Origin of the sequence: Paraburkholderia strydomiana (assembly GCF_046030495.1) — a bacterium.
Classification (GTDB): Bacteria; Pseudomonadota; Gammaproteobacteria; order Burkholderiales; family Burkholderiaceae; genus Paraburkholderia; species Paraburkholderia strydomiana_A.
This window is the reverse complement of record NZ_JAQQCJ010000002.1, coordinates 145,283-161,977: the sequence shown is the minus strand read 5'-3', so window position 1 is coordinate 161,977 and position 16,695 is coordinate 145,283. Positions and strand designations below refer to the sequence as shown.

Genomic DNA, 16,695 nt, shown 5'->3' with positions numbered 1-16,695 from the left:
CGCGGATCACCGCATCGGATGACTTTGCCTTTTTTGCACTGCTGGCCAGGTGCCCCAACGAGAAGAGGCATATTGCCTCATGTCCATCTCTTCTTGATGGCAGACAGATGCCGCGCCATTGGCGTGACGTCGAGCGTCATGTATGGAAATTAAGGGCAGCGACCTGAGCAGGGTGTGCGGTTCGTCATGCGAGCCGACATTGAATACGCTTGCGTTCGCGATTTGGCCGGCTACACGCCAGAAATGACGCCCCCTCGCGCTGCAGCCGTTTGAACAGATCCTTGATCTCGGGGAAGTACTTCGACTTGGTAACGATGATACGGCGCGCAGCAGGATCTTCGGGGCCGTTCACCAGAAATGGCGTAGAAAGCCCTTGACCTTCCGCTTCCTTGTGGTCCTGCAGCAAGATGATGAGCGGCGAACGCCGCCGGAGAGGGTCCGGTCAGCGCGTCTGCACGGACAGATACAAGCGCGAAGGCTGATTCGCCATACCGCGACGAGCCGCACGAGCGGTCCGGCATACCCGCAATCAGGCCGCTTTGGGCCGGCCCTTGCGCCGCGCCGGAACCGGCTGCACATTGGTCACCACCGGCGCGACTTTCAGGCTGCGTTTGAAATACGGCGAGCTGAGCGTGGCCGCGCTCATGTCCGACACGGCTTCGAGCAACGCAGGCGCAAGCGCCTTCAAGCGCGCCTCAGGCAAGCGGCTCGTCGGCCCGGCGAGACTCACCACGCCGACGGCCAGCCCGGTGACGGGATGGCGGACAACCGCGGCCATCGACGTCATCCCCACCTCGTAGGTGTCGCTCGCGACGCCGTAGCCGCGTTTGCGCGCGCCAGCCAGGTCCTGGAGAAACTGCTGGATCGACTTCGGCGCCCTCGGCCCGGTCTGGCCCGCCTTGCCGATTCCACCCTGGCGCGATACCAGTTCGAGCGCCTCTTCGTCGCTCATCGTCGACAGCCACGCCTGCCCGCTCGCGGTGCAATGCAGCGGCGGCTGGCTGCCCATGTCCGGGTCGTAGCGCAGGCCGGATTTGGCGCCCTGCGCCTTGCCGACGAACGTGATGTGATCGTCCTCGACCACGCCGAGCCGCGCCAGTTCGCCCGAGGCCGAGGCGAGCCTGTCGAGCACGGGTTGCGAAATATCGAGCACGCCGCCCGTGGACAGCCAGATCAACGCCAGCGATACAAGCTTGAGCGCAAGGACGTACTCGCCGTGCTCGTCCTGCCGCACATAGCCTTCTTCGCTCAGTTCGGCGAGCAGGCGATGGGTTCCGCTGCGCGGGATGTTCAGCGTGTCGGCTATCGCGGCCAGTTGCATGCTGCCGCCCTGCTTCGCCAGCAATTCGATGATCGCCAGTGCCCGCTCAAGATTCCCCGCCATATTGAACTCTCAGTTCGACTTAGATACCGAATGAGAACACGATTCCACATCGGAATTCAAGCAACCCGCATTCCTGTGTGGTCCTGAGCGCCGGCCTAGTGGCCTGCAACCTCGACCCGCAGCACCGGCCCGCGATGCCGCGCGCCTTTCAGAAGCACCGCGGCGGCGCCGACTGCCGCGGGAATCGCCAGCGCCGTGAACACCTCGCCGAAGCCCCAGTTCGCGTGCAGCATGCTCGCGCCGAGCATGGCCCCCGCGATGCCGCCGAAGCGGCCGATGCCGAGCATCCAGCTCGTGCCGGTCGCGCGCATACGGGTCGGATACGATCCGGCGGCGAGTGCGCAAAAGCCGGTGTTGGAGCCGTTCATGCAGTAACCCATGCCGAACGCCAGCACGCTGATGCCGACGATGCCATGCCCCGGCAAACCCATGTACCACGCAAAGAGTCCGCCGACGAACACCGTCGCGCCCAACGCGCGGTGCGGGTTGACGCGGTCCATCAGCCAGCCGATCGCGAGCGAGCCGATGGTGCCGCCCGCCTGAAACAGCGCGCCGACGATCGCCGCCTGTTCGAGCGTAAAGCCGGCGCCGCGAATCAGGATCGGCAGCCAGCTACCAAGCAGGTACACCGTCAGCAGACCCGCGAAGTAGCAGACCCACAGCATCACTGTGCCGAACACATAGTCGCGCGAGAGGATCAGACGGACCGGGCTGCGTTCGCGCTGCGGCGTGCCGTGCGCGACGAAGCGCGTCGCGTGATCGGCGAGGCCGGCTGTGATGCGGTTCATCACCGTCACGAGGCGCGCGCGGCGCGTTTCCTTCAAGGCGAGAAAACGCGCGGACTCGGGCAGCCATTTGATCATCAGCGGCACGTAGAGAATCGGCAGCACGCCGCCGAGGATCAGCACCGAGTGCCAGCCATGCGCCGCGATCAACCATGCGCTGATGAAACCGCCGCCGGCCGCGCCGAGCGTGAAGCCGCAGAACACGGTCGTCACCATCAGCGCGCGGCAGCGTTGCGGCGCGTATTCGGCCATCAGCGTGGCGGCGTTGGGCATCGACGCGCCCAGCCCCAGGCCGGTCAGAAAACGCAGCACCGCCAGTTCGCCGACGTTGCTCGCGAACGCGGAACCCAGACTCCACACGCCGAAGAACAGCACCGCGCCGGTCATCACCGTCTTGCGGCCGAAGCGGTCCGCGAGCGGTCCCGCGCCCAGCGCGCCGAACGCGAGGCCGAGCAGGCCGCCGCTCATCACCGGGCCGAGCGCATCGCGCGGAATCGCCCAGGCGGTGGACAGCGCCGGCGCGATGAAGCCGACCATCACGGTGTCGAGCCCATCGAGCGTGACGATGAACATGCACATCAACAGCACGAGAATCTGAAAGCGCCCGACTGGTTGTTCGTCGAGAAGCTTTTGCACGTCGATGACGCGCGCCGCCTGTGCGTCTGACGCGACGGGCTTCAATGATGCCTTCATGGGTTGTCTCCGGATCGTTATTGGTTGTTATCGATGAGGGATGCCAGTCCGCGCTCCGTCTCGCGCGGGCTCGTCAGCGCACTGTGCGACGCTCACGCGTTTCAGCCGGCCGCGTACGTTTGCGCCAGCACGGCAAGCGTCGCCTCGCGCAGCTTGCGGGCACGTTCGAGTGCCGGCGCGGTCTTCGCCCACTGCTCTGTCGGCACCTCGATGCTGAGCGGCAGATGGTCGGGCAGCGCACGCAGAATGCCGGCGAGATCGATGCCGCCTTCGCCCGGGATCATCCGCTCGCAGCGCGCCTGGAAGAGCAGCGTCTCCAGATCGGTCGGGCGCTCGGCGGGCGCGTCGCAGAACTGCACGTAGCCGAAGTACTCGCGCGGCAACGCCGCGAGTTCGTCTGTCGACGAACCGGCGCGGTCGAAGTGGATCGGGTCGATGATGAGGCCGGTATTACTGCGGCCCGCGGCCTTGACGATGCGCGCACCCTGCGTGATGTCCTTCACGTCGGTCCACGGCATCGGCTCGAGCGACGGCGACAGTCCCAGCGGCTTCGCGAGATCGCAGAGTTGCGCGAGACGATCCGCGGTGCGCGCTTCGTCCGGGTCGTTGCCGGCCACCAGCACATAGCGTGCGCCGAGCTCCGCGCCGGTTTCGAGCATCGGCTTGTAATCGGCGACATTCGTGTCCGGCCTCAGGCGCAGAATCTCGATGTCGAGCACCTTGATGCCGGTGTCGCGCAAGCGCGCGAGCGTTTCGCGTTTCAGCGGCGTATCGCCGATGATCTCGTGGCGCACCTCGTGATCGGTTGCGGGCAACAGGCGCAGGCCGACGTAGTCGTAGCCCGCCTGCGCGGCGCACTCCACCATCTGCGGCGGGGTCAGTTCGAGCGCGGTCAATGCCGAGAGAGAAAGCGCGCGCGTGTTGTGCTGTGTCATGTCGTTTCCTTGAATCCGGTGGTTCGTTCGTACTCCATACGCGTTCAGCGCAGCGGCGAAAACGGTGCGGGCACGCAGATGGTCGATTCCATCGTGGTCAGATGCGCGGGGCCGCCCTTGGGCGGCCAGATGCCGTCCTTCACCGCTTCGGCGCGAATCCGCGAACGTTCGTCGACGCTCGCGTACGGCCATATGTTCAGAAAGCGCGGCACGGCGCCGTCGAGCGAATACATCGCGCCGATCAGCGGCGAGCGCTGCGTGCGTTCCGGCAGCGCTTTTTCCCACGCGTCGATGGTGTGCTGCAGGCTCGCGAGCTTCGTCCCATAGATGCGCATTTCGTAGATGCCGCCGTGCACGGCAGGCTCGATCGGCGGCAGGAAGGGGAACAGCGAATAGCTGTCGATCTTCACGTCGGTGACGAATTCGCCGCAGCCGAACGGGTTGCCTTCGAGCAGCATGCGCTTGCGCTCGCTGACGAGCGCGGCTTCCGATTCGAAGCCGCGCAGCACCAGCACTTGCCCCAGCGCGCCGATATCGGAATACCAGCAGCCAAGCAGTTTCGAGCCGGGTTGATCACCGCTTGCCTTGATGCTTTCGAAGACCTGCGCATTCGAACCGATTTTCACGGTAAGCGTCACTACGTCATAGAGGGTCATGGGATATGTCCTTGCATGTGATTGGAGAGAGGCGCGGCGGACTCCGTCTGAGCCGAACCGGCGAGAGCGAGTCCGGCGATGTAGCCGAAGGTCATCGCCGGACCGAGCGTGATGCCGCCAGCGGGATAACAGCCGCCCATCATGCTGGCGCTGTCGTTGCCCGTCGCGAAGAGACCGGCAATCGGCCGGTGCTCGTCATCGAGGACGCGGGCAGCGGCATCGGTCGCCAGACCGGCGAAGGTGCCGAGGCTGCCGGGAAGCAGTTTGACCGCGTAGAACGGGCCGTTTTCGAGCGGCGCGACGCATGGGTTCGGCTTGTGAAGCGCGTCGCCCTGCATACGGGTGTACGGTGTCGAGCCTCGATGGAACTGCGGATCCATGCCGTGTTTCGCATACGTGTTGTAACTGGCCACGGTGTTCGCGAGCCCTTGCGGATCGATGCCGCACTGCGCGGCCAACCCGGCGAGACTGTCCGCGCGTTTCAGATAGCCCGAGCGCCGATAGGAGCCGGTCGGAAACGGAAACGGCCTCGATGCGCCCAGACCGTAACGGCGCTGGAATCGATGGTCGCAAACCAGCCATGCGCAGACTTCTTCGCCGTGCGGCGTTGCCTCGAAGAGCGCGCTCATCAGGTCGTAATAGGACGATGCTTCATTACCGAAGCGCTTGCCCGTGCGCGTCACCGCAATCACGCCCGGTTTCGCGCGTTCGATCAGATGCGGGAACGCCACCGGTGGCTCGCCCGCTGGTTGCGGTACGAGCGACACCGGCGCCCATGCGGCGGGCGCGCGGAGCGCTGCATCGAAATGGCCGCCGACCGCCTCGCCGATGCGAATGCCGTCGCCGCTATTGGACAACGGCGCGGCCGACCAATGCTCGCGCCCGGACGGCGTGTAGGAGAAGGTGCGCGCGCGGCGCGCTACGTCATGCGGATAGCCTCCGCACGCCAGCACCACACCCCGCGCGGCTCGCACCTCCTTGACGATTCCATCGATCTCGATGTGTGCTCCCACCACGCGGCCCGCCTCGCGGATCAGGCCAACGGCTTTCGCATTCGAGCGCAGATCGACGTCATGATCCACCGCCGATTTCAGCAAACGCGCAACCAACGCGTGACCGTTGACCAGATGCATCGAACGGCCATAGCGCAGCTTGTGCAGCGCGAACGTGGCTAACCTTCGCGTGACATACATCGCGGAGCGCAGCGACCGCGTCGCGTTGAAGAAATGGCTGAGGTCAGCGCCGGAGGCGATTCCCATCCCGCCAAGCGTCGTCGTGGCGAGCGGTTGCCGCAGCTTGTCGATGAGCGGTCCCAGTTCACGGCCGTCGAACGGCATTGCGCAGACCGAGCGGCCGCCGGTGCCGGCGCCGCCCGACGTGTGAAAGTCCGGAATCCGGTTGCCGTCGACGAAACGCATCGACGTATGCCGCTCGAAGAATTCGACCATTCGCGGGCCGTGGTTCAGCAACGCGCCCGTCTTCGCCGCATCGAAATGCGAGCCGAGTTCGTTGCGCAGATAGGCGCGCGGCGCTTCGACGTCCTCGGTGATCCCCGCACGTACGGCGAGCGGATTGCCGGGTATCCACATCCAGCCGCCGGACCACGCCGTCGTGCCGCCGAAGACCGCCTCCTTTTCCGCCACGATGACCCGCAGTCCCCGCACGGCGGCGGTGACCGCCGCGGAGAGGCCGCCCGCGCCGGAGCCCAGTACCAGCACATCACATTCGAGCATCGGTTCGCGCTTCATGGCCAATCCGCTTCATCCTCAGGGTGGTTCGATTTGTTGAATACTATTCCATATTGTTATTTTATTCAAACGATGCTTAACCCTTAGCTCTCCGATGCAGAACCATGCCGCGCCTCCCTCAAAGGGTCGGCGCGACGCGCCCTCCCGCCGCCACCGCGCGATGCACGGCGAAGGTTGCGGCCAGTGTGCGCGCGGCGTCGTCACCCGAACAGACCGGGGTTTCGTCACCGGCGATCAGCGCCGCGAAATGGCGCAACTGCTCGGCGTAGGGGTCGCCGCTGTGCGGCGTGGTGCGCTCGTGCGTCAGCGGTTCGTGCCAGCCTTTGCCGCTGCGGTACTCCCAGACGTCGAGCTGCGGCAAGGTCAGCGACGCATCTGTGCCCGACACGAAATGCGTGTTCACCTGCTGACGGGGATAGTGCGCCGCCTCGCCCGCGGCGAGGTCCCAGTTCCAGGGCGACGCCGCGCAATCGGACACGGCCAGCGTGCCCAGCGCGCCATTCGCGAAGCGCAGGATGACGGCTGCGGTGTCCTCGACTTCGAAGCCCCGTATCGCGTTGGACGTCAGCGCCTGCACGTCGACGATATCGCCGAGCAGGAAGCGCATCATGTCGATGTCGTGAATCAGATTGATCAGGACCGGCCCGCCGCCCTGGCGACGGCGCCATTCGACGTCGAAATAGGCGTCCGGTTTGTAGAAGGTGGCGAGAGCCGTGGCGGTCACCGGTTTGCCCAGTCGTCCCGACTGCACGATGTCGCGCGCGCGTCGCAGAATCGGATTGTGGCGGCGATGATGGCCGACGAGCAGCGGCACGCGCGCTTCGACGGCGGCGTCGTTCAGTTGGCGCGCCTGTTCGACGGTATCTGCCACCGGCTTTTCCATCAGCACCGGCACGCCGCGCGCGATACAGTCGCGCCCAACATCGACATGCGTCGCATTGGGTGTCGCGACGATCGCGCCTTCGGGCCGCACCTCGTCGAGCATCGACCGGTAGTCGGCGAACCAGCGCAGCCGCTGCTCGCGCGCGAAGCTTTCCGCCTGCGGTGAAGGATCGGCGATCGCGACGATTTCGCACTGCGCATGCGAACGCGCGCGCTCGACGTGCATGCGCCCAATGGCTCCCGCGCCGATCAATGCCAAACGTCTCCTGCTCATCTGTCTCTCCTTGGATTTGAGTGCTTCTGTAGTTGGCCGGAACAGCGATCACAGCGTCTGAAACCTCATCTATTTGTTGAATACTATTCCATATCAGATTAAAGTTCATCTAAATATGCGCAGCAAGGACAATCGATTCGGTCTGGATGCACGCGCACCGTACCCGCTGCGCAACGGAACCCGGAGACATCAAAGGAGGTTGGAAACAGCATGAGTCAGCAGAACGCATCTTCATTTTCTCCGTCGCTCGATGAAGGCCTGAGTGGCGCGACGCGTATCTATTTCATCGTCGGCGATCCGATCGCGCAGGTCCGTTCGCCTGCCGGCGTCACCGCCGCATTGCGGGCGGCCGGCCGCGACGCGCTGGTGGTGCCCGCTCACGTGGCGCCCGCCGATCTCCCCGCCTTCTTCACGGGCGTGAAGCCGATGCACAACGTCGACGGCGTGATCATTACCGTGCCGCACAAGTTCAGCGCAGCCGGATACTGCACGACGCTTTCCGACGAAGCGGCCTTCCTCGGCGCGGTCAATACGCTGCGCCGTATGCCCGACGGCCACTGGCACGGCGGCATGTTCGACGGCACGGGATTCGTCGCGGCGCTGAACGACGCGGGGTGTGAACCGACGGGTAAGCGCGCGCTGCTCATCGGCGCCGGCGGCGCGGGGTCGGCGATCGGCCATGCACTCGTGAGCGCGGGCGTCGGTTCGCTCGACGTCCGCGATAACGATGCGGACCGCACGACGTCGCTGACCGGGCGGCTCAATGCACTGCAACGTGGCAAGGTGGGCAGCGCCGCAGCCGATGTCGAAGCGCACACGTTCGATATCGTGGTCAACGCGTCGCCGCTCGGCATGCGCGCGGATGACCCGTTGCCTATCGATGTGTCGCGCTTACGGCCGCAGACCTTCGTTGGCGACGTCGTTACGAAGCCGCCGCTCACGCCGTTTATCGAAGCGGCGCGTGCCCGTGGCTGCCCGACGGTGACCGGCACGCAGATGTTCGGCCGTGTCTGCGACCGTATGGTGGAATTTCTGCTGGAAGCGGCGCAGCCATAAGCACAATGCACGGCGCACACGCGAATCTGCGTGTGTGCCGTACGCTGGAAAAAAGCCCGCCGTCAATGCGTGGGAACCGGCACCCGTATCGACGCCTTCGCTGTGTTAGACGGTTGCCGCGCTGACGAGCGCCTCGTCATGTGGTTCGTAGTCCATCGCATGCGCCGCATGACGGCCCGCGATGTAGCCGAACGTCATCGCAGGGCCGAGGTTGATGCCGCCGGACGGATAGCATCCGCCCATCACACTCGCCATATCCGTTCCCACCGCGTACAGACCGGCAATCGGATGGCTGTCCTTAGTCAACACTTGCGCGGACCCGTTGGTTTTAAGGCCGGCGAACGTGCCGAAGCTGCCCGGCAAAACTTTGACCGCGTAGAACGGTCCCTGCTCGAGCGGTGCGACGCAAGGATTCGGCCCCCCATGCAGAGGGTCGCCGCCCTTGCGGTTATACGGCGTCGAGCCGCGTCCGAACTCCGGGTCCTCGCCGCGGCGAGCATGCTCGTTGTAGCGCGTCACTGTCGCCGTCAATGTATCGGGGGCGATACCGCAACGCTTCGCCAGCGCTTCGATCGTCGAACCTCGCTGCAGATAGCCGTTGCGAATCAACGAACCGACCGGCACAGGAAAAGGCCGCGCATAGCCCAGACCATAGCGGCGCAAAAACCGGTGATCGCAGATGAGCCACGAAGCGACTTCTTGCCCGTCAGGCGCCGCCGCGACCATCGCCGACGTGTAGTCGTAGTAGCCATCCGCCTCGTTCACGAAGCGCTTGCCGTTCGAGAGCACGCCGATCACACCGGGCTTCGCGCGGTCGATGATGTGCGGGAAGTGGCCAACGCTGCCGTCAGCATGGGTGACTTTCGACACCGGCGCCCAGGCGGCCGCCGACGCCACATCCGTGAAGAGATAGCCGCCGGCCGATTCTCCGAGACTGACGCCGTCGCCCGAGCAACTTTCGGGGGGCAGCGCGAGGTGTTCGCGGCCCGTCGGCGTACGCGCGAAGAGCGCCTTGCGCCGCGCCACGTCGTTGGGGAAACCGCCGGCGGCCAGCACGACGCCCCTCGTCGCGCGAATCGTCACGTCCCCTTTGAGCGTCGCAACAACCGCTCCGCGCACCGCGCTCCCTTCGAACACCAGGCGTTGTGCGGGTGCCGACTCCATCAGGACGACACCCAGGTCCTGCGCCGATTTGACGAGACGCGCGACCAACGCCACGCCGTTGACCAGCTGCATCGCGCGGCCATAGAGCGCGAGATCCAGTAGATGCCGCGTAAAACGCTTCGTCACGTGGATAAATGATTTGAGCGAGCGCGTCATGCTCAGGAAAGCCATCAGGTCCGCGCCCGCCATGATCGGCATACCCATGAACGCGGTCTCGCGCATGGTTTTGCGCAGACGTTTGATCAGCGGACCGACCTGACGTCCGTCGTAGGGAGCGGCAATGACCTGGTGGCCTTGCGTGGCCGCGCCTTCGACGTTGCCATGCACATCGGGGATGCCATTGCCGTCCGCGAATTGCAGCGACGTATGCGCTTCGAAGAAGGAGACCATGTGCGGACAGTTGTCGAGAAACGCGTCGACACGCTGCGCGTCGTAACGGTGGCCGAGTTCGTTCCTGAGGTAAGTGCGCGGCTGCTGCGGATCTTCGTGGATGCCCGCGCATTTGGCCAGCGGATTGCCCGGAACCCACATCCAGCCGCCCGACCACGCCGTTGCGCCACCGAATACGGCATCTTTTTCGACCACGATCACCTTGAGGCCATGCCATGCGGCCGTTACCGCGGCGGCCAGACCCGAGGCACCGGAGCCGATCACGAGCAGGTCGCAGTCCATCTGATTTGAAGTGTTCATTTCCACAGTTGCTTCGAAAGACGCTCTTTACTGGCGCTACTTGCTGCGTTGGCCGGGTTGATCAACGATGGCGGCCCTCGAATCCATGCACTTCGAGCCGAAGTATGACGCTGTACCGGGGGAAGGGAATTCTGGTCTTTTTAGTGCATTCATCCGACTAAGTTGAATTTCGTTCTCTTTGGAATACTATTCCACAATAGGTGCGGACGTGTCAATGTCGGCCCTGGGCGCTCAAAGGGGCACCAGCGTTGAAACCCGAATCTGGATGTCGAAAAAACGCGGGCGCTCTCCGGGGCAACTCACCTGTCGAGACGGTATGGAGAGCAGCCTACACGGTGCGTGCAGGTCAATCAGGACCGGTCAACAGTCAGTGCCAACCGGTCGGGCGTTCAGTTCACCTCAAATAATCGGCGCGCCACCCGTTACTGCAATCGTGGCGCCCGAGATGTAACTCGCTTCGTCCGAGGCAAGCATCACATAGGCCGCCGCCAATTCAGCGGGTTGACCGGGTCGCTTCATCGGGACCTGCTCACCGAATTTTTCGACCTTCTCCGGCGGCATCGTGGACGGAATCAGCGGCGTCCAGATCGGGCCGGGAGCCACACAGTTTGCGCGAATGCCTTTTTCGGCCAGCAACTGCGCAAGTCCGCCGGTAAAGTTCTGAATCGCGCCTTTGGTCGTCGCATAGGCGATCAGTCCGGGATTCGGATGGTCGGCGTTGATGGACGTCGTGTTGATGATCGCCGCACCCGCCTTCATGTGCCTGACCGCCGCGCGCGTGATCCTGAACATCGCACCGATGTTGGTATCGAAGGTCTTGTCCCACTCTTCGTCGCTGATGCCATCGAGCGACGGGTAGCTCATCTGATACGCCGCATTGTTGACCAGTACGTCGAGCCGGCCGAACGCGTCGATGGCCTTGTCGACGATGGCATCGCAATGCGGCCGCGAGGTGATGTCGCCCGGCACCAGCACCGCCTTGCGGCCCGCCTCCTCCACCCAGCGAGCGGTTTCGCGTGCATCGTCGTCCTCGTCGAGGTAGGAGATCAGCACGTCCGCACCTTCGCGCGCAAATGCGATAGCGACTGCGCGGCCGATGCCGCTGTCGCCGCCGGTCACGATCGCCGCTTTGCCCGCAAGGCGGCCAGAGCCCTTGTACGTTCGTTCGCCATGATCGGGTTGCGGATTCATTTCAGCCGTCGTGCCCGGCGTGCGATGTTGCTGCTGGGCGGGAAACGGCGGCGTGGGGCGTTGGATGGCGCTCATGTCAAATCTCCAGGTGCGGGCGGATAGGCGCGGCGTGCGGGAAAATGCACGGCATTGCGGTCAGCGTTCATGACGGAGATGAGCAACCTTTGGGCCCAGCAGGTATGGCCTGCGCGAAGAGACGGCATGCCGGGCGACGGTAGCCCAGACCGACATGTATTAACGACTGCACGTGTGAACTCATCGAGGCGCGGCTGATCGCGCCGGACGCGCATCCGCCCCACCGGAAACGCCGCGAGGTGTACTGCCATTTCGACGATGACGTCAAGGCACGCGCGCCTTTCGACGCGCAGCGGCTGATGAATCGGTGAAGGTTGCAGCGAGCGGGTTCGGCAGCGTGAGTGAGGCAGGCCTGGATCTCACGAACCAGCGGGTTTGCGCTGATGAGTCAGTTTCTCCGCGCTGCGAAGCGCGTCGACGATCGTGGCATAAACACGCTGACGGGTCGCCGGATCAGGCGCGCGCAATGCAAACGATGGATGATATGTCGCCACCACCAGATGCTCGCCGTGCTCGATCGCCTTGCCGAGCGCGTCCTGCAACCGTGCGTGTGAATCGTCGAGTACGGCTTTGAGTGCAGTGGCGCCCAATGCGACGATCACACGCGCCCCTATGCGGTGAAGTTCCTGTTTGAGCCAGTATTCACAAGCATCGATCTCCCTTTGCCCCGGCGTCTTGTGCATACGACGCTTGCCACGCGGGGTCCACTTGAAATGTTTGACCGCATTCGTCACGTAGACCTCATTGCGCACGAGGCCCGCTTCTTCGAGCGCCTTGTCCATCAACGCGCCGGCCGGTCCGACAAAGGGCCTGCCCTGACGGTCTTCCGCGTCGCCCGGCTGCTCGCCGACCAATACGATCGCCGCGTGACGTGGCCCTTCGCCTGGCACCGCTTGCGTTGCATTGCGCCAAAGCGCGCAGCGTCGGCAATCGTCGAGGGTTGCAGGCTGCTGATCGCGCTCGACATCCGCGTCGGGATGCGTGTCGCCGCGCGTGCGCCGAGGGGGCTTGTCGTCTGTCGTGGACCGCATGTCTGCGATGCCTATGAATGACGGGTCGAGTCGGGCGGGATCGGGTTTTTGTCCTGCGAAGACTGCAACGCGTTTTCTGAGCGGCTATGTTTGCGTTTCTCTTCGATATCTCGCGCGTTCTGCGCGGTATCGGGTGGCGTGTTCGTGTTAGCGGCGCTTGCGCGCTTACTGGGGTTGCCATCCACAGTGCTCTGCGCCGGATGGTCTGCTGTGGGTTTCATCATGCCCTCCGCGGGGTAGAGTTCGGGGACGCCGGCGGCGTCAGCGCAACGTAGTCAGTCGCGACAGGCCACGCATGCGCATGGGGTCTTACCGTGGACGCCGCTTGCGAACGGTGCCCACGGTATCTCGTCACGACATGCCATCAAGGCTGCCGCTGACCGCCTTGATGCTGCGGCGTCTTCTGCTGATTCTGCTGTTGCTGGCCCTGCTGTTTGCCCGCGTTCTTCGGATTGCCGGGCTGTGTATTCGATTGCTTCGTATCAGTCATCTTCCACTCCTTTCGCCGGTTGAGCCGGCAGCTATTGAGGTCTTGCAGGCAGCGTTGCGCAATGCTCTAAAACCGTAAAGCGACGCTTGCTACCCCGGCCTACCCTCGTTGTATTCGACCCGTACACCGGCGGGCAGCCAAGGCTCCTTGTGACGACACCACAACTCGTAGCTCGGCTCATAAATGCCCACGCGATCGAACGCACCCAATGGCAAGTCGAGCTCGTCGCCACCGACATACTCCATGAACGCGACCGACCCGCACGTCGGGCAAAAATGCCGCCGCGCGCCGGGCGAACTCGGCCAGGCCTGAGTAGACCCCGAGAATTCCACCGCGCTGCGTTCGAACATCGCGTAGCCGCCAAAGACGTTGCCATGGATGCGCCGGCAAGTCATGCAATGGCAGAGCGACACCCGCCGCGGTCGCGCATTGACGCGAAAGCGCACCGCACCACACGCACATCCTCCGGTTTCCTCAACCGGTTCGCTACTGGTTGACATAGCTGACATAGGTTCCTCGCTGGCGGATTCCCCGTAACCGCCATCCACTTGCGCTACTTGTCGCTCTTCTTCGGGATCTTCGCGCCCGATTTGCGCGCCTGGTTCAAAGCGATCGCCACGGCCTGCTTGTGCGGCTTGCCGTGCTTCGTCTCGGTCTTGATGTTGCGCGACACCGTATCTTTCGAGGTTCCTCTTTTCAGCGGCATGATCTTCTCCTTTCGCTGTCAGTGAGAAATGCGGCGACGTGACAACGCGCCGCCATAGCAAGCGAGCATACGATGTGCCCAGCGCCGAATTGGGCAGGAATGACACTTGCTGTGAACCTGCGCGCAGACCACCGGGAGTACGTCATGAAGCAAATCGCGCTGGAACGGCTGCGGCCTTCACAGATGACGCACGGTATGCGGGAAGTCGCAAAGAAGTCCGAGCAATATCGAAGCCTGTCGGAGCACGACCGTCAAATGGCCATCGCAGAAAAGCCCGTGCCGATCGTGCTGGGTCCAAACGCAGTGCCGTATCTGACCGATCATCACCATATCGTCGCCGCGCTCCACGCGCTGCGGATAGCGGCAGTGCCGGTTGTACTGCTTGAAGACCTATCCTCGCTGACGCCCGAAAAGTTCTGGCTGACGATGGAAGACCGGCGCTGGACATACCCCTACGATGAACAAGGCTGCCGCCGGCCTTTCAGCGACATGCCGCGACATGTCTGGGAACTGCCGAACGATGAATATCGCAGTCTCGCCGCTTTTGCCCGCGACGCGGGAGCCTTTGAAAAAACCGACACACCGCTGGCGGAGTTTCGCTGGGCCGATCTTCTGCGCAGTCTGCTGCCTGCGCCGACCAACGCTGACGAGTTCGACGACGCGCTTCGCAAGGCGATCCAACTCGCTCGCAGCGATTTAGCGACCGGGCTACCGGGTTTTCTCGGCAAGTCATAGCGGAGTCTGGCGTAGAAAGGATCAACTGCCGAAATAGATCGGACAGAAGCTGACCGGACCGACACAAGCTGACGTCGAGGCAACGAACCAGCATCGCCATCGCCGATGTCATCGACGCGAAAATCAACGACTCGCAGCCGTCGTTGCAGACTCCGTTGCGCGCCATCAGACGCGGGCGTTGAAAAAGAAGAGCAGCGATCCTACCAGTGCATCATACGGGGCCCGAGAAGACTGCCAAGAAGCGCCGGCGCCGCCATGCCGAGCAGGTACCACGCCGCCCAGAACGGCACGTTCATCTCGGGGCAACGCAGGCAGTAAGCCGACGCGCCGATCGCGCCGGCAAGCAGCCCGGTCGCGGCCCCGGCGAGTTGCGGACGGGTAGGCGCCAAGCCACGCATTGCCCACAGCAATGCGCCGAGCGCCGGCATCGACAGCAATACGATGTTGAGCGAGCAGGTGCGCCACGTGTGTCCCAAAATCAGCTCCCCGCGCACTTCGGGAGCCGCCACCGCGAGCACCAGGAGCGCGGCGAGGCATACCATGCCCACGGGAAGCGCCAGCGCAACCCACGCGCGGCCGACGCGCACGCCGGGTTGTGACAGACGCGACGTCACACACACGGCGGCTGGCGTCATCGTGAGTGGCAATGCGAGCTTGGCCCAGAACGCGGGCATCGTCACGCGCGTCATGAGGCCTGCGGCGGCGCCGGGCAGGAGCATGAGCAGCAACAGCGCGGCGGCGAGGCTGATCGCGAAGCCAAGGCCAAGGCGGCTCGCCACCGCCGCACGCGACGGGGGGCGGGGGCTGTCCACCAGCATCGTGATGAGTTCGTCAGTCTTCATACGATTTTCCCCGGATTTTTGCCGCGAGTGCTTTGAGCGCGCGATGCACGCCGACCTTCACCGCCGATTCGGACAGGCCCGTTGCCGCCGCGGTCTCCGCCACTGACAAGCCCAGCACCTTCATCTGCTCGACCAGCCCACGCTGCCGCGGCGGCAAAGTGGCCAGCAACTGTTGCAGATCGCGCTGCGCTTCGAGCGTGTCGATCTGCGATGCCGCCTCGGGTTCGGTCGTGTCGCCTAGCGGCTCGAAAAGCGCCCCGTGGCGCAAGAGCGAACGGAAATGATCGGCGAGTTTGTAACGCACAATCGCGCTGATCCACGCGGTCAACGGTACGTCCGGCCTGAATGTGTCGAGCCCGTTATGCACGGCGATCAGGATTTCCTGCACGAGGTCTTCGATGTCCGCGTCCTGCTGATGCAGACGCTTGCGCAGACGCACGCGCAGATGACGCGCGAGCTCTTCGAGAAAGCGCTGATACGCGCGCTTGTCCCCGTTGATCGAACGCACGAGCAGCGCCGTGAGTCGGCGTTCGGCTTGCGACATCATCGACTTCGCGCCGTCGTCCAGCGGCGTGGACGACGGCTTGCGGCAACCGGCGCAAGGGGGCAATGTCATCGCCGGAAGGTCGCGGTTTTGCACGTCACGCTTGCAGTAATCCTTCCGTGCGGCGCGCATACCAGCGCGCCAGCATGCCGTCCACGGCGAGCGGCCCCGAGCCGCCGAACACCAGCGAGATCAACCCGGCAACGTATAGCAGGTCGGTTTCATAGCCCGGCGCCCCGAATTGCGGCACCCCGCCCACTGCCGACATCAGCTTGATCGATGTGAATCCGTAGGGGAGATGCACGGTGAAAGTCGCGACGAGCAGCACCGCGATCATCGGTATCGTGACAAGCGGCACGAAGGCGCCGGCGAGAATGGCGCAGCCGCCAAGCAGTTCGATGACGATGGTGCTCCACGCCATCAGGTGCGGAGCCGGCACGCCGAGCGCGTGGAGGATCGCGACGAAGTTATCCGGGTGCTTGACGAGTTTTGCATAACCATGCGCCATAAAACCGTAGCCGACGATCAGACGGATCGGCAGCGGCGCGAAACGGCCAAAGCGTGGCGTAAGCCAGGATGGATTAACGAAGGCGGACAGCGCGCGAAGGAGGTTCATAAGCGGTCAACGTCACGATGATCGAGAGAACGGACGCACCGCCGCCATGCAAAACGGCGGACAGTTGCGGCGATTAACTGATAGATCGTCGCTGACCGGCAAATGGTTACAGCAGGCGCGGATTTTTATCGTGCCCGTGGACTTCGCTGCTGTTCGCGCACCTCATTCACATGAGGCTTCGCCGCGCAGCTCTTGCCT

19 protein-coding genes and 1 pseudogene are annotated in these 16,695 nt (G+C 64.0%); 3 read left to right on the top strand and 17 right to left on the bottom strand.

Annotated features, from left to right (window positions below):
* Window positions 1-6 precede the first annotated feature (6 nt).
* From PQQ53_RS03925 to PQQ53_RS03890, 8 genes are all read right to left on the bottom strand, one after another.
* A complete protein-coding gene (locus PQQ53_RS03925; protein ID WP_408152348.1) occupies window positions 7-222 on the bottom strand; it encodes a hypothetical protein in 216 nt (71 codons plus the stop codon).
* Window positions 185-406 carry a hypothetical protein gene (locus tag PQQ53_RS03920; RefSeq protein ID WP_408152206.1) on the bottom strand — a complete coding sequence of 74 codons (222 nt, stop codon included), beginning with the start codon at window positions 404-406 and terminating at the stop codon, window positions 185-187. The genes PQQ53_RS03925 and PQQ53_RS03920 overlap by 38 nt, the downstream gene beginning before the upstream one ends.
* Before the next feature lie 123 nt (window positions 407-529).
* The gene (locus tag PQQ53_RS03915; protein ID WP_408141121.1) at window positions 530-1,384 is read right to left on the bottom strand and encodes an IclR family transcriptional regulator; all 855 of its coding nucleotides are present in this window, start codon (window positions 1,382-1,384) and stop codon (window positions 530-532) included.
* 95 nt (window positions 1,385-1,479) lie between these two features.
* On the bottom strand, window positions 1,480-2,862 hold the full coding sequence (locus PQQ53_RS03910) for an MFS transporter (RefSeq protein WP_408152205.1): 1,383 nt from the start codon (window positions 2,860-2,862) through the stop codon (window positions 1,480-1,482).
* A gap of 101 nt (window positions 2,863-2,963) precedes the next feature.
* Window positions 2,964-3,797, bottom strand: a complete 834-nt coding sequence (locus tag PQQ53_RS03905) for a sugar phosphate isomerase/epimerase family protein (RefSeq protein WP_408152204.1) — start codon at window positions 3,795-3,797, stop codon at window positions 2,964-2,966.
* A gap of 44 nt (window positions 3,798-3,841) precedes the next feature.
* A complete protein-coding gene (locus PQQ53_RS03900; RefSeq protein WP_408152203.1) occupies window positions 3,842-4,453 on the bottom strand; it encodes an NIPSNAP family protein in 612 nt (203 codons plus the stop codon).
* Window positions 4,450-6,201, bottom strand: a complete 1,752-nt coding sequence (locus PQQ53_RS03895; protein ID WP_408152202.1) for an FAD-dependent oxidoreductase — start codon at window positions 6,199-6,201, stop codon at window positions 4,450-4,452. Before PQQ53_RS03895 ends, PQQ53_RS03900 begins: the two co-directional genes overlap by 4 nt.
* Window positions 6,202-6,319: 118 nt before the next feature.
* Window positions 6,320-7,357, bottom strand: coding sequence for a Gfo/Idh/MocA family protein (locus PQQ53_RS03890; RefSeq protein ID WP_408152201.1), 1,038 nt, complete (start codon window positions 7,355-7,357; stop codon window positions 6,320-6,322).
* Between the two features lie 210 nt (window positions 7,358-7,567).
* On the opposite strand from PQQ53_RS03890, the gene PQQ53_RS03885 reads away from it, so the two are divergent.
* Entirely contained in the window at window positions 7,568-8,413 is an 846-nt protein-coding gene (locus PQQ53_RS03885) for a shikimate dehydrogenase family protein (RefSeq protein ID WP_408152200.1), read from the top strand.
* Between the two features lie 105 nt (window positions 8,414-8,518).
* On the opposite strand, the gene PQQ53_RS03880 is transcribed toward PQQ53_RS03885, so the two are convergent.
* Together PQQ53_RS03880 and PQQ53_RS03875 are read right to left on the bottom strand one after the other, a co-directional pair.
* Window positions 8,519-10,267, bottom strand: a complete 1,749-nt coding sequence (locus PQQ53_RS03880) for an FAD-dependent oxidoreductase (RefSeq protein WP_408152199.1) — start codon at window positions 10,265-10,267, stop codon at window positions 8,519-8,521.
* Between the two features lie 399 nt (window positions 10,268-10,666).
* The gene (locus tag PQQ53_RS03875) at window positions 10,667-11,533 is read right to left on the bottom strand and encodes a glucose 1-dehydrogenase (RefSeq protein WP_408152198.1); all 867 of its coding nucleotides are present in this window, start codon (window positions 11,531-11,533) and stop codon (window positions 10,667-10,669) included.
* A gap of 185 nt (window positions 11,534-11,718) precedes the next feature.
* Here PQQ53_RS03875 and PQQ53_RS03870 point away from each other — a divergent pair.
* Window positions 11,719-11,844, top strand: a pseudogene (locus PQQ53_RS03870) (DUF72 domain-containing protein); the annotation flags it as partial.
* 48 nt (window positions 11,845-11,892) lie between these two features.
* Here PQQ53_RS03870 and PQQ53_RS03865 read toward each other — a convergent pair.
* From PQQ53_RS03865 to PQQ53_RS03850, 4 genes are all read right to left on the bottom strand, one after another.
* Window positions 11,893-12,564, bottom strand: coding sequence for a UdgX family uracil-DNA binding protein (locus tag PQQ53_RS03865; protein WP_408152197.1), 672 nt, complete (start codon window positions 12,562-12,564; stop codon window positions 11,893-11,895).
* A 364-nt stretch (window positions 12,565-12,928) separates the two neighbouring features.
* Window positions 12,929-13,054, bottom strand: a complete 126-nt coding sequence (locus PQQ53_RS03860) for a hypothetical protein (RefSeq protein ID WP_408152196.1) — start codon at window positions 13,052-13,054, stop codon at window positions 12,929-12,931.
* Between the two features lie 89 nt (window positions 13,055-13,143).
* The gene (locus PQQ53_RS03855) at window positions 13,144-13,563 is read right to left on the bottom strand and encodes a GFA family protein (RefSeq protein WP_408152195.1); all 420 of its coding nucleotides are present in this window, start codon (window positions 13,561-13,563) and stop codon (window positions 13,144-13,146) included.
* Window positions 13,564-13,607: 44 nt separating this feature from the next.
* The gene (locus tag PQQ53_RS03850; RefSeq protein WP_199731465.1) at window positions 13,608-13,760 is read right to left on the bottom strand and encodes a DUF6496 domain-containing protein; all 153 of its coding nucleotides are present in this window, start codon (window positions 13,758-13,760) and stop codon (window positions 13,608-13,610) included.
* Window positions 13,761-13,904: 144 nt separating this feature from the next.
* On the opposite strand from PQQ53_RS03850, the gene PQQ53_RS03845 reads away from it, so the two are divergent.
* Window positions 13,905-14,495, top strand: coding sequence for a ParB-like protein (locus PQQ53_RS03845; RefSeq protein WP_408141109.1), 591 nt, complete (start codon window positions 13,905-13,907; stop codon window positions 14,493-14,495).
* A 200-nt stretch (window positions 14,496-14,695) separates the two neighbouring features.
* Here PQQ53_RS03845 and PQQ53_RS03840 read toward each other — a convergent pair whose 3' ends face one another.
* From PQQ53_RS03840 to PQQ53_RS03830, 3 genes are read right to left on the bottom strand one after another with little or no spacing between them, the layout of a single operon-like run.
* Window positions 14,696-15,337, bottom strand: a complete 642-nt coding sequence (locus PQQ53_RS03840; RefSeq protein WP_408152194.1) for an NrsF family protein — start codon at window positions 15,335-15,337, stop codon at window positions 14,696-14,698.
* The gene (locus PQQ53_RS03835) at window positions 15,327-15,953 is read right to left on the bottom strand and encodes a sigma-70 family RNA polymerase sigma factor (protein WP_408152193.1); all 627 of its coding nucleotides are present in this window, start codon (window positions 15,951-15,953) and stop codon (window positions 15,327-15,329) included. Before PQQ53_RS03835 ends, PQQ53_RS03840 begins: the two co-directional genes overlap by 11 nt.
* 25 nt (window positions 15,954-15,978) lie before the next feature.
* On the bottom strand, window positions 15,979-16,497 hold the full coding sequence (locus tag PQQ53_RS03830) for a DoxX family protein (protein ID WP_408141106.1): 519 nt from the start codon (window positions 16,495-16,497) through the stop codon (window positions 15,979-15,981).
* Window positions 16,498-16,695 lie beyond the last annotated feature (198 nt).

Coding starts and splice junctions, on each gene's coding strand:
- PQQ53_RS03915 (WP_408141121.1), bottom strand. CDS start 1,384: ATGGCGGGGAATCTTGAGCGGGCACTGGCGATCATCGAATTGCTGGCG.
- PQQ53_RS03910 (WP_408152205.1), bottom strand. CDS start 2,862: ATGAAGGCATCATTGAAGCCCGTCGCGTCAGACGCACAGGCGGCGCGC.
- PQQ53_RS03905 (WP_408152204.1), bottom strand. CDS start 3,797: ATGACACAGCACAACACGCGCGCGCTTTCTCTCTCGGCATTGACCGCG.
- PQQ53_RS03900 (WP_408152203.1), bottom strand. CDS start 4,453: ATGACCCTCTATGACGTAGTGACGCTTACCGTGAAAATCGGTTCGAAT.
- PQQ53_RS03895 (WP_408152202.1), bottom strand. CDS start 6,201: ATGAAGCGCGAACCGATGCTCGAATGTGATGTGCTGGTACTGGGCTCC.
- PQQ53_RS03890 (WP_408152201.1), bottom strand. CDS start 7,357: ATGAGCAGGAGACGTTTGGCATTGATCGGCGCGGGAGCCATTGGGCGC.
- PQQ53_RS03885 (WP_408152200.1), top strand. CDS start 7,568: ATGAGTCAGCAGAACGCATCTTCATTTTCTCCGTCGCTCGATGAAGGC.
- PQQ53_RS03880 (WP_408152199.1), bottom strand. CDS start 10,267: ATGAACACTTCAAATCAGATGGACTGCGACCTGCTCGTGATCGGCTCC.
- PQQ53_RS03875 (WP_408152198.1), bottom strand. CDS start 11,533: ATGAGCGCCATCCAACGCCCCACGCCGCCGTTTCCCGCCCAGCAGCAA.
- PQQ53_RS03865 (WP_408152197.1), bottom strand. CDS start 12,564: ATGCGGTCCACGACAGACGACAAGCCCCCTCGGCGCACGCGCGGCGAC.
- PQQ53_RS03860 (WP_408152196.1), bottom strand. CDS start 13,054: ATGACTGATACGAAGCAATCGAATACACAGCCCGGCAATCCGAAGAAC.
- PQQ53_RS03855 (WP_408152195.1), bottom strand. CDS start 13,563: ATGTCAGCTATGTCAACCAGTAGCGAACCGGTTGAGGAAACCGGAGGA.
- PQQ53_RS03850 (WP_199731465.1), bottom strand. CDS start 13,760: ATGCCGCTGAAAAGAGGAACCTCGAAAGATACGGTGTCGCGCAACATC.
- PQQ53_RS03845 (WP_408141109.1), top strand. CDS start 13,905: ATGAAGCAAATCGCGCTGGAACGGCTGCGGCCTTCACAGATGACGCAC.
- PQQ53_RS03840 (WP_408152194.1), bottom strand. CDS start 15,337: ATGAAGACTGACGAACTCATCACGATGCTGGTGGACAGCCCCCGCCCC.
- PQQ53_RS03835 (WP_408152193.1), bottom strand. CDS start 15,953: ATGACATTGCCCCCTTGCGCCGGTTGCCGCAAGCCGTCGTCCACGCCG.
- PQQ53_RS03830 (WP_408141106.1), bottom strand. CDS start 16,497: ATGAACCTCCTTCGCGCGCTGTCCGCCTTCGTTAATCCATCCTGGCTT.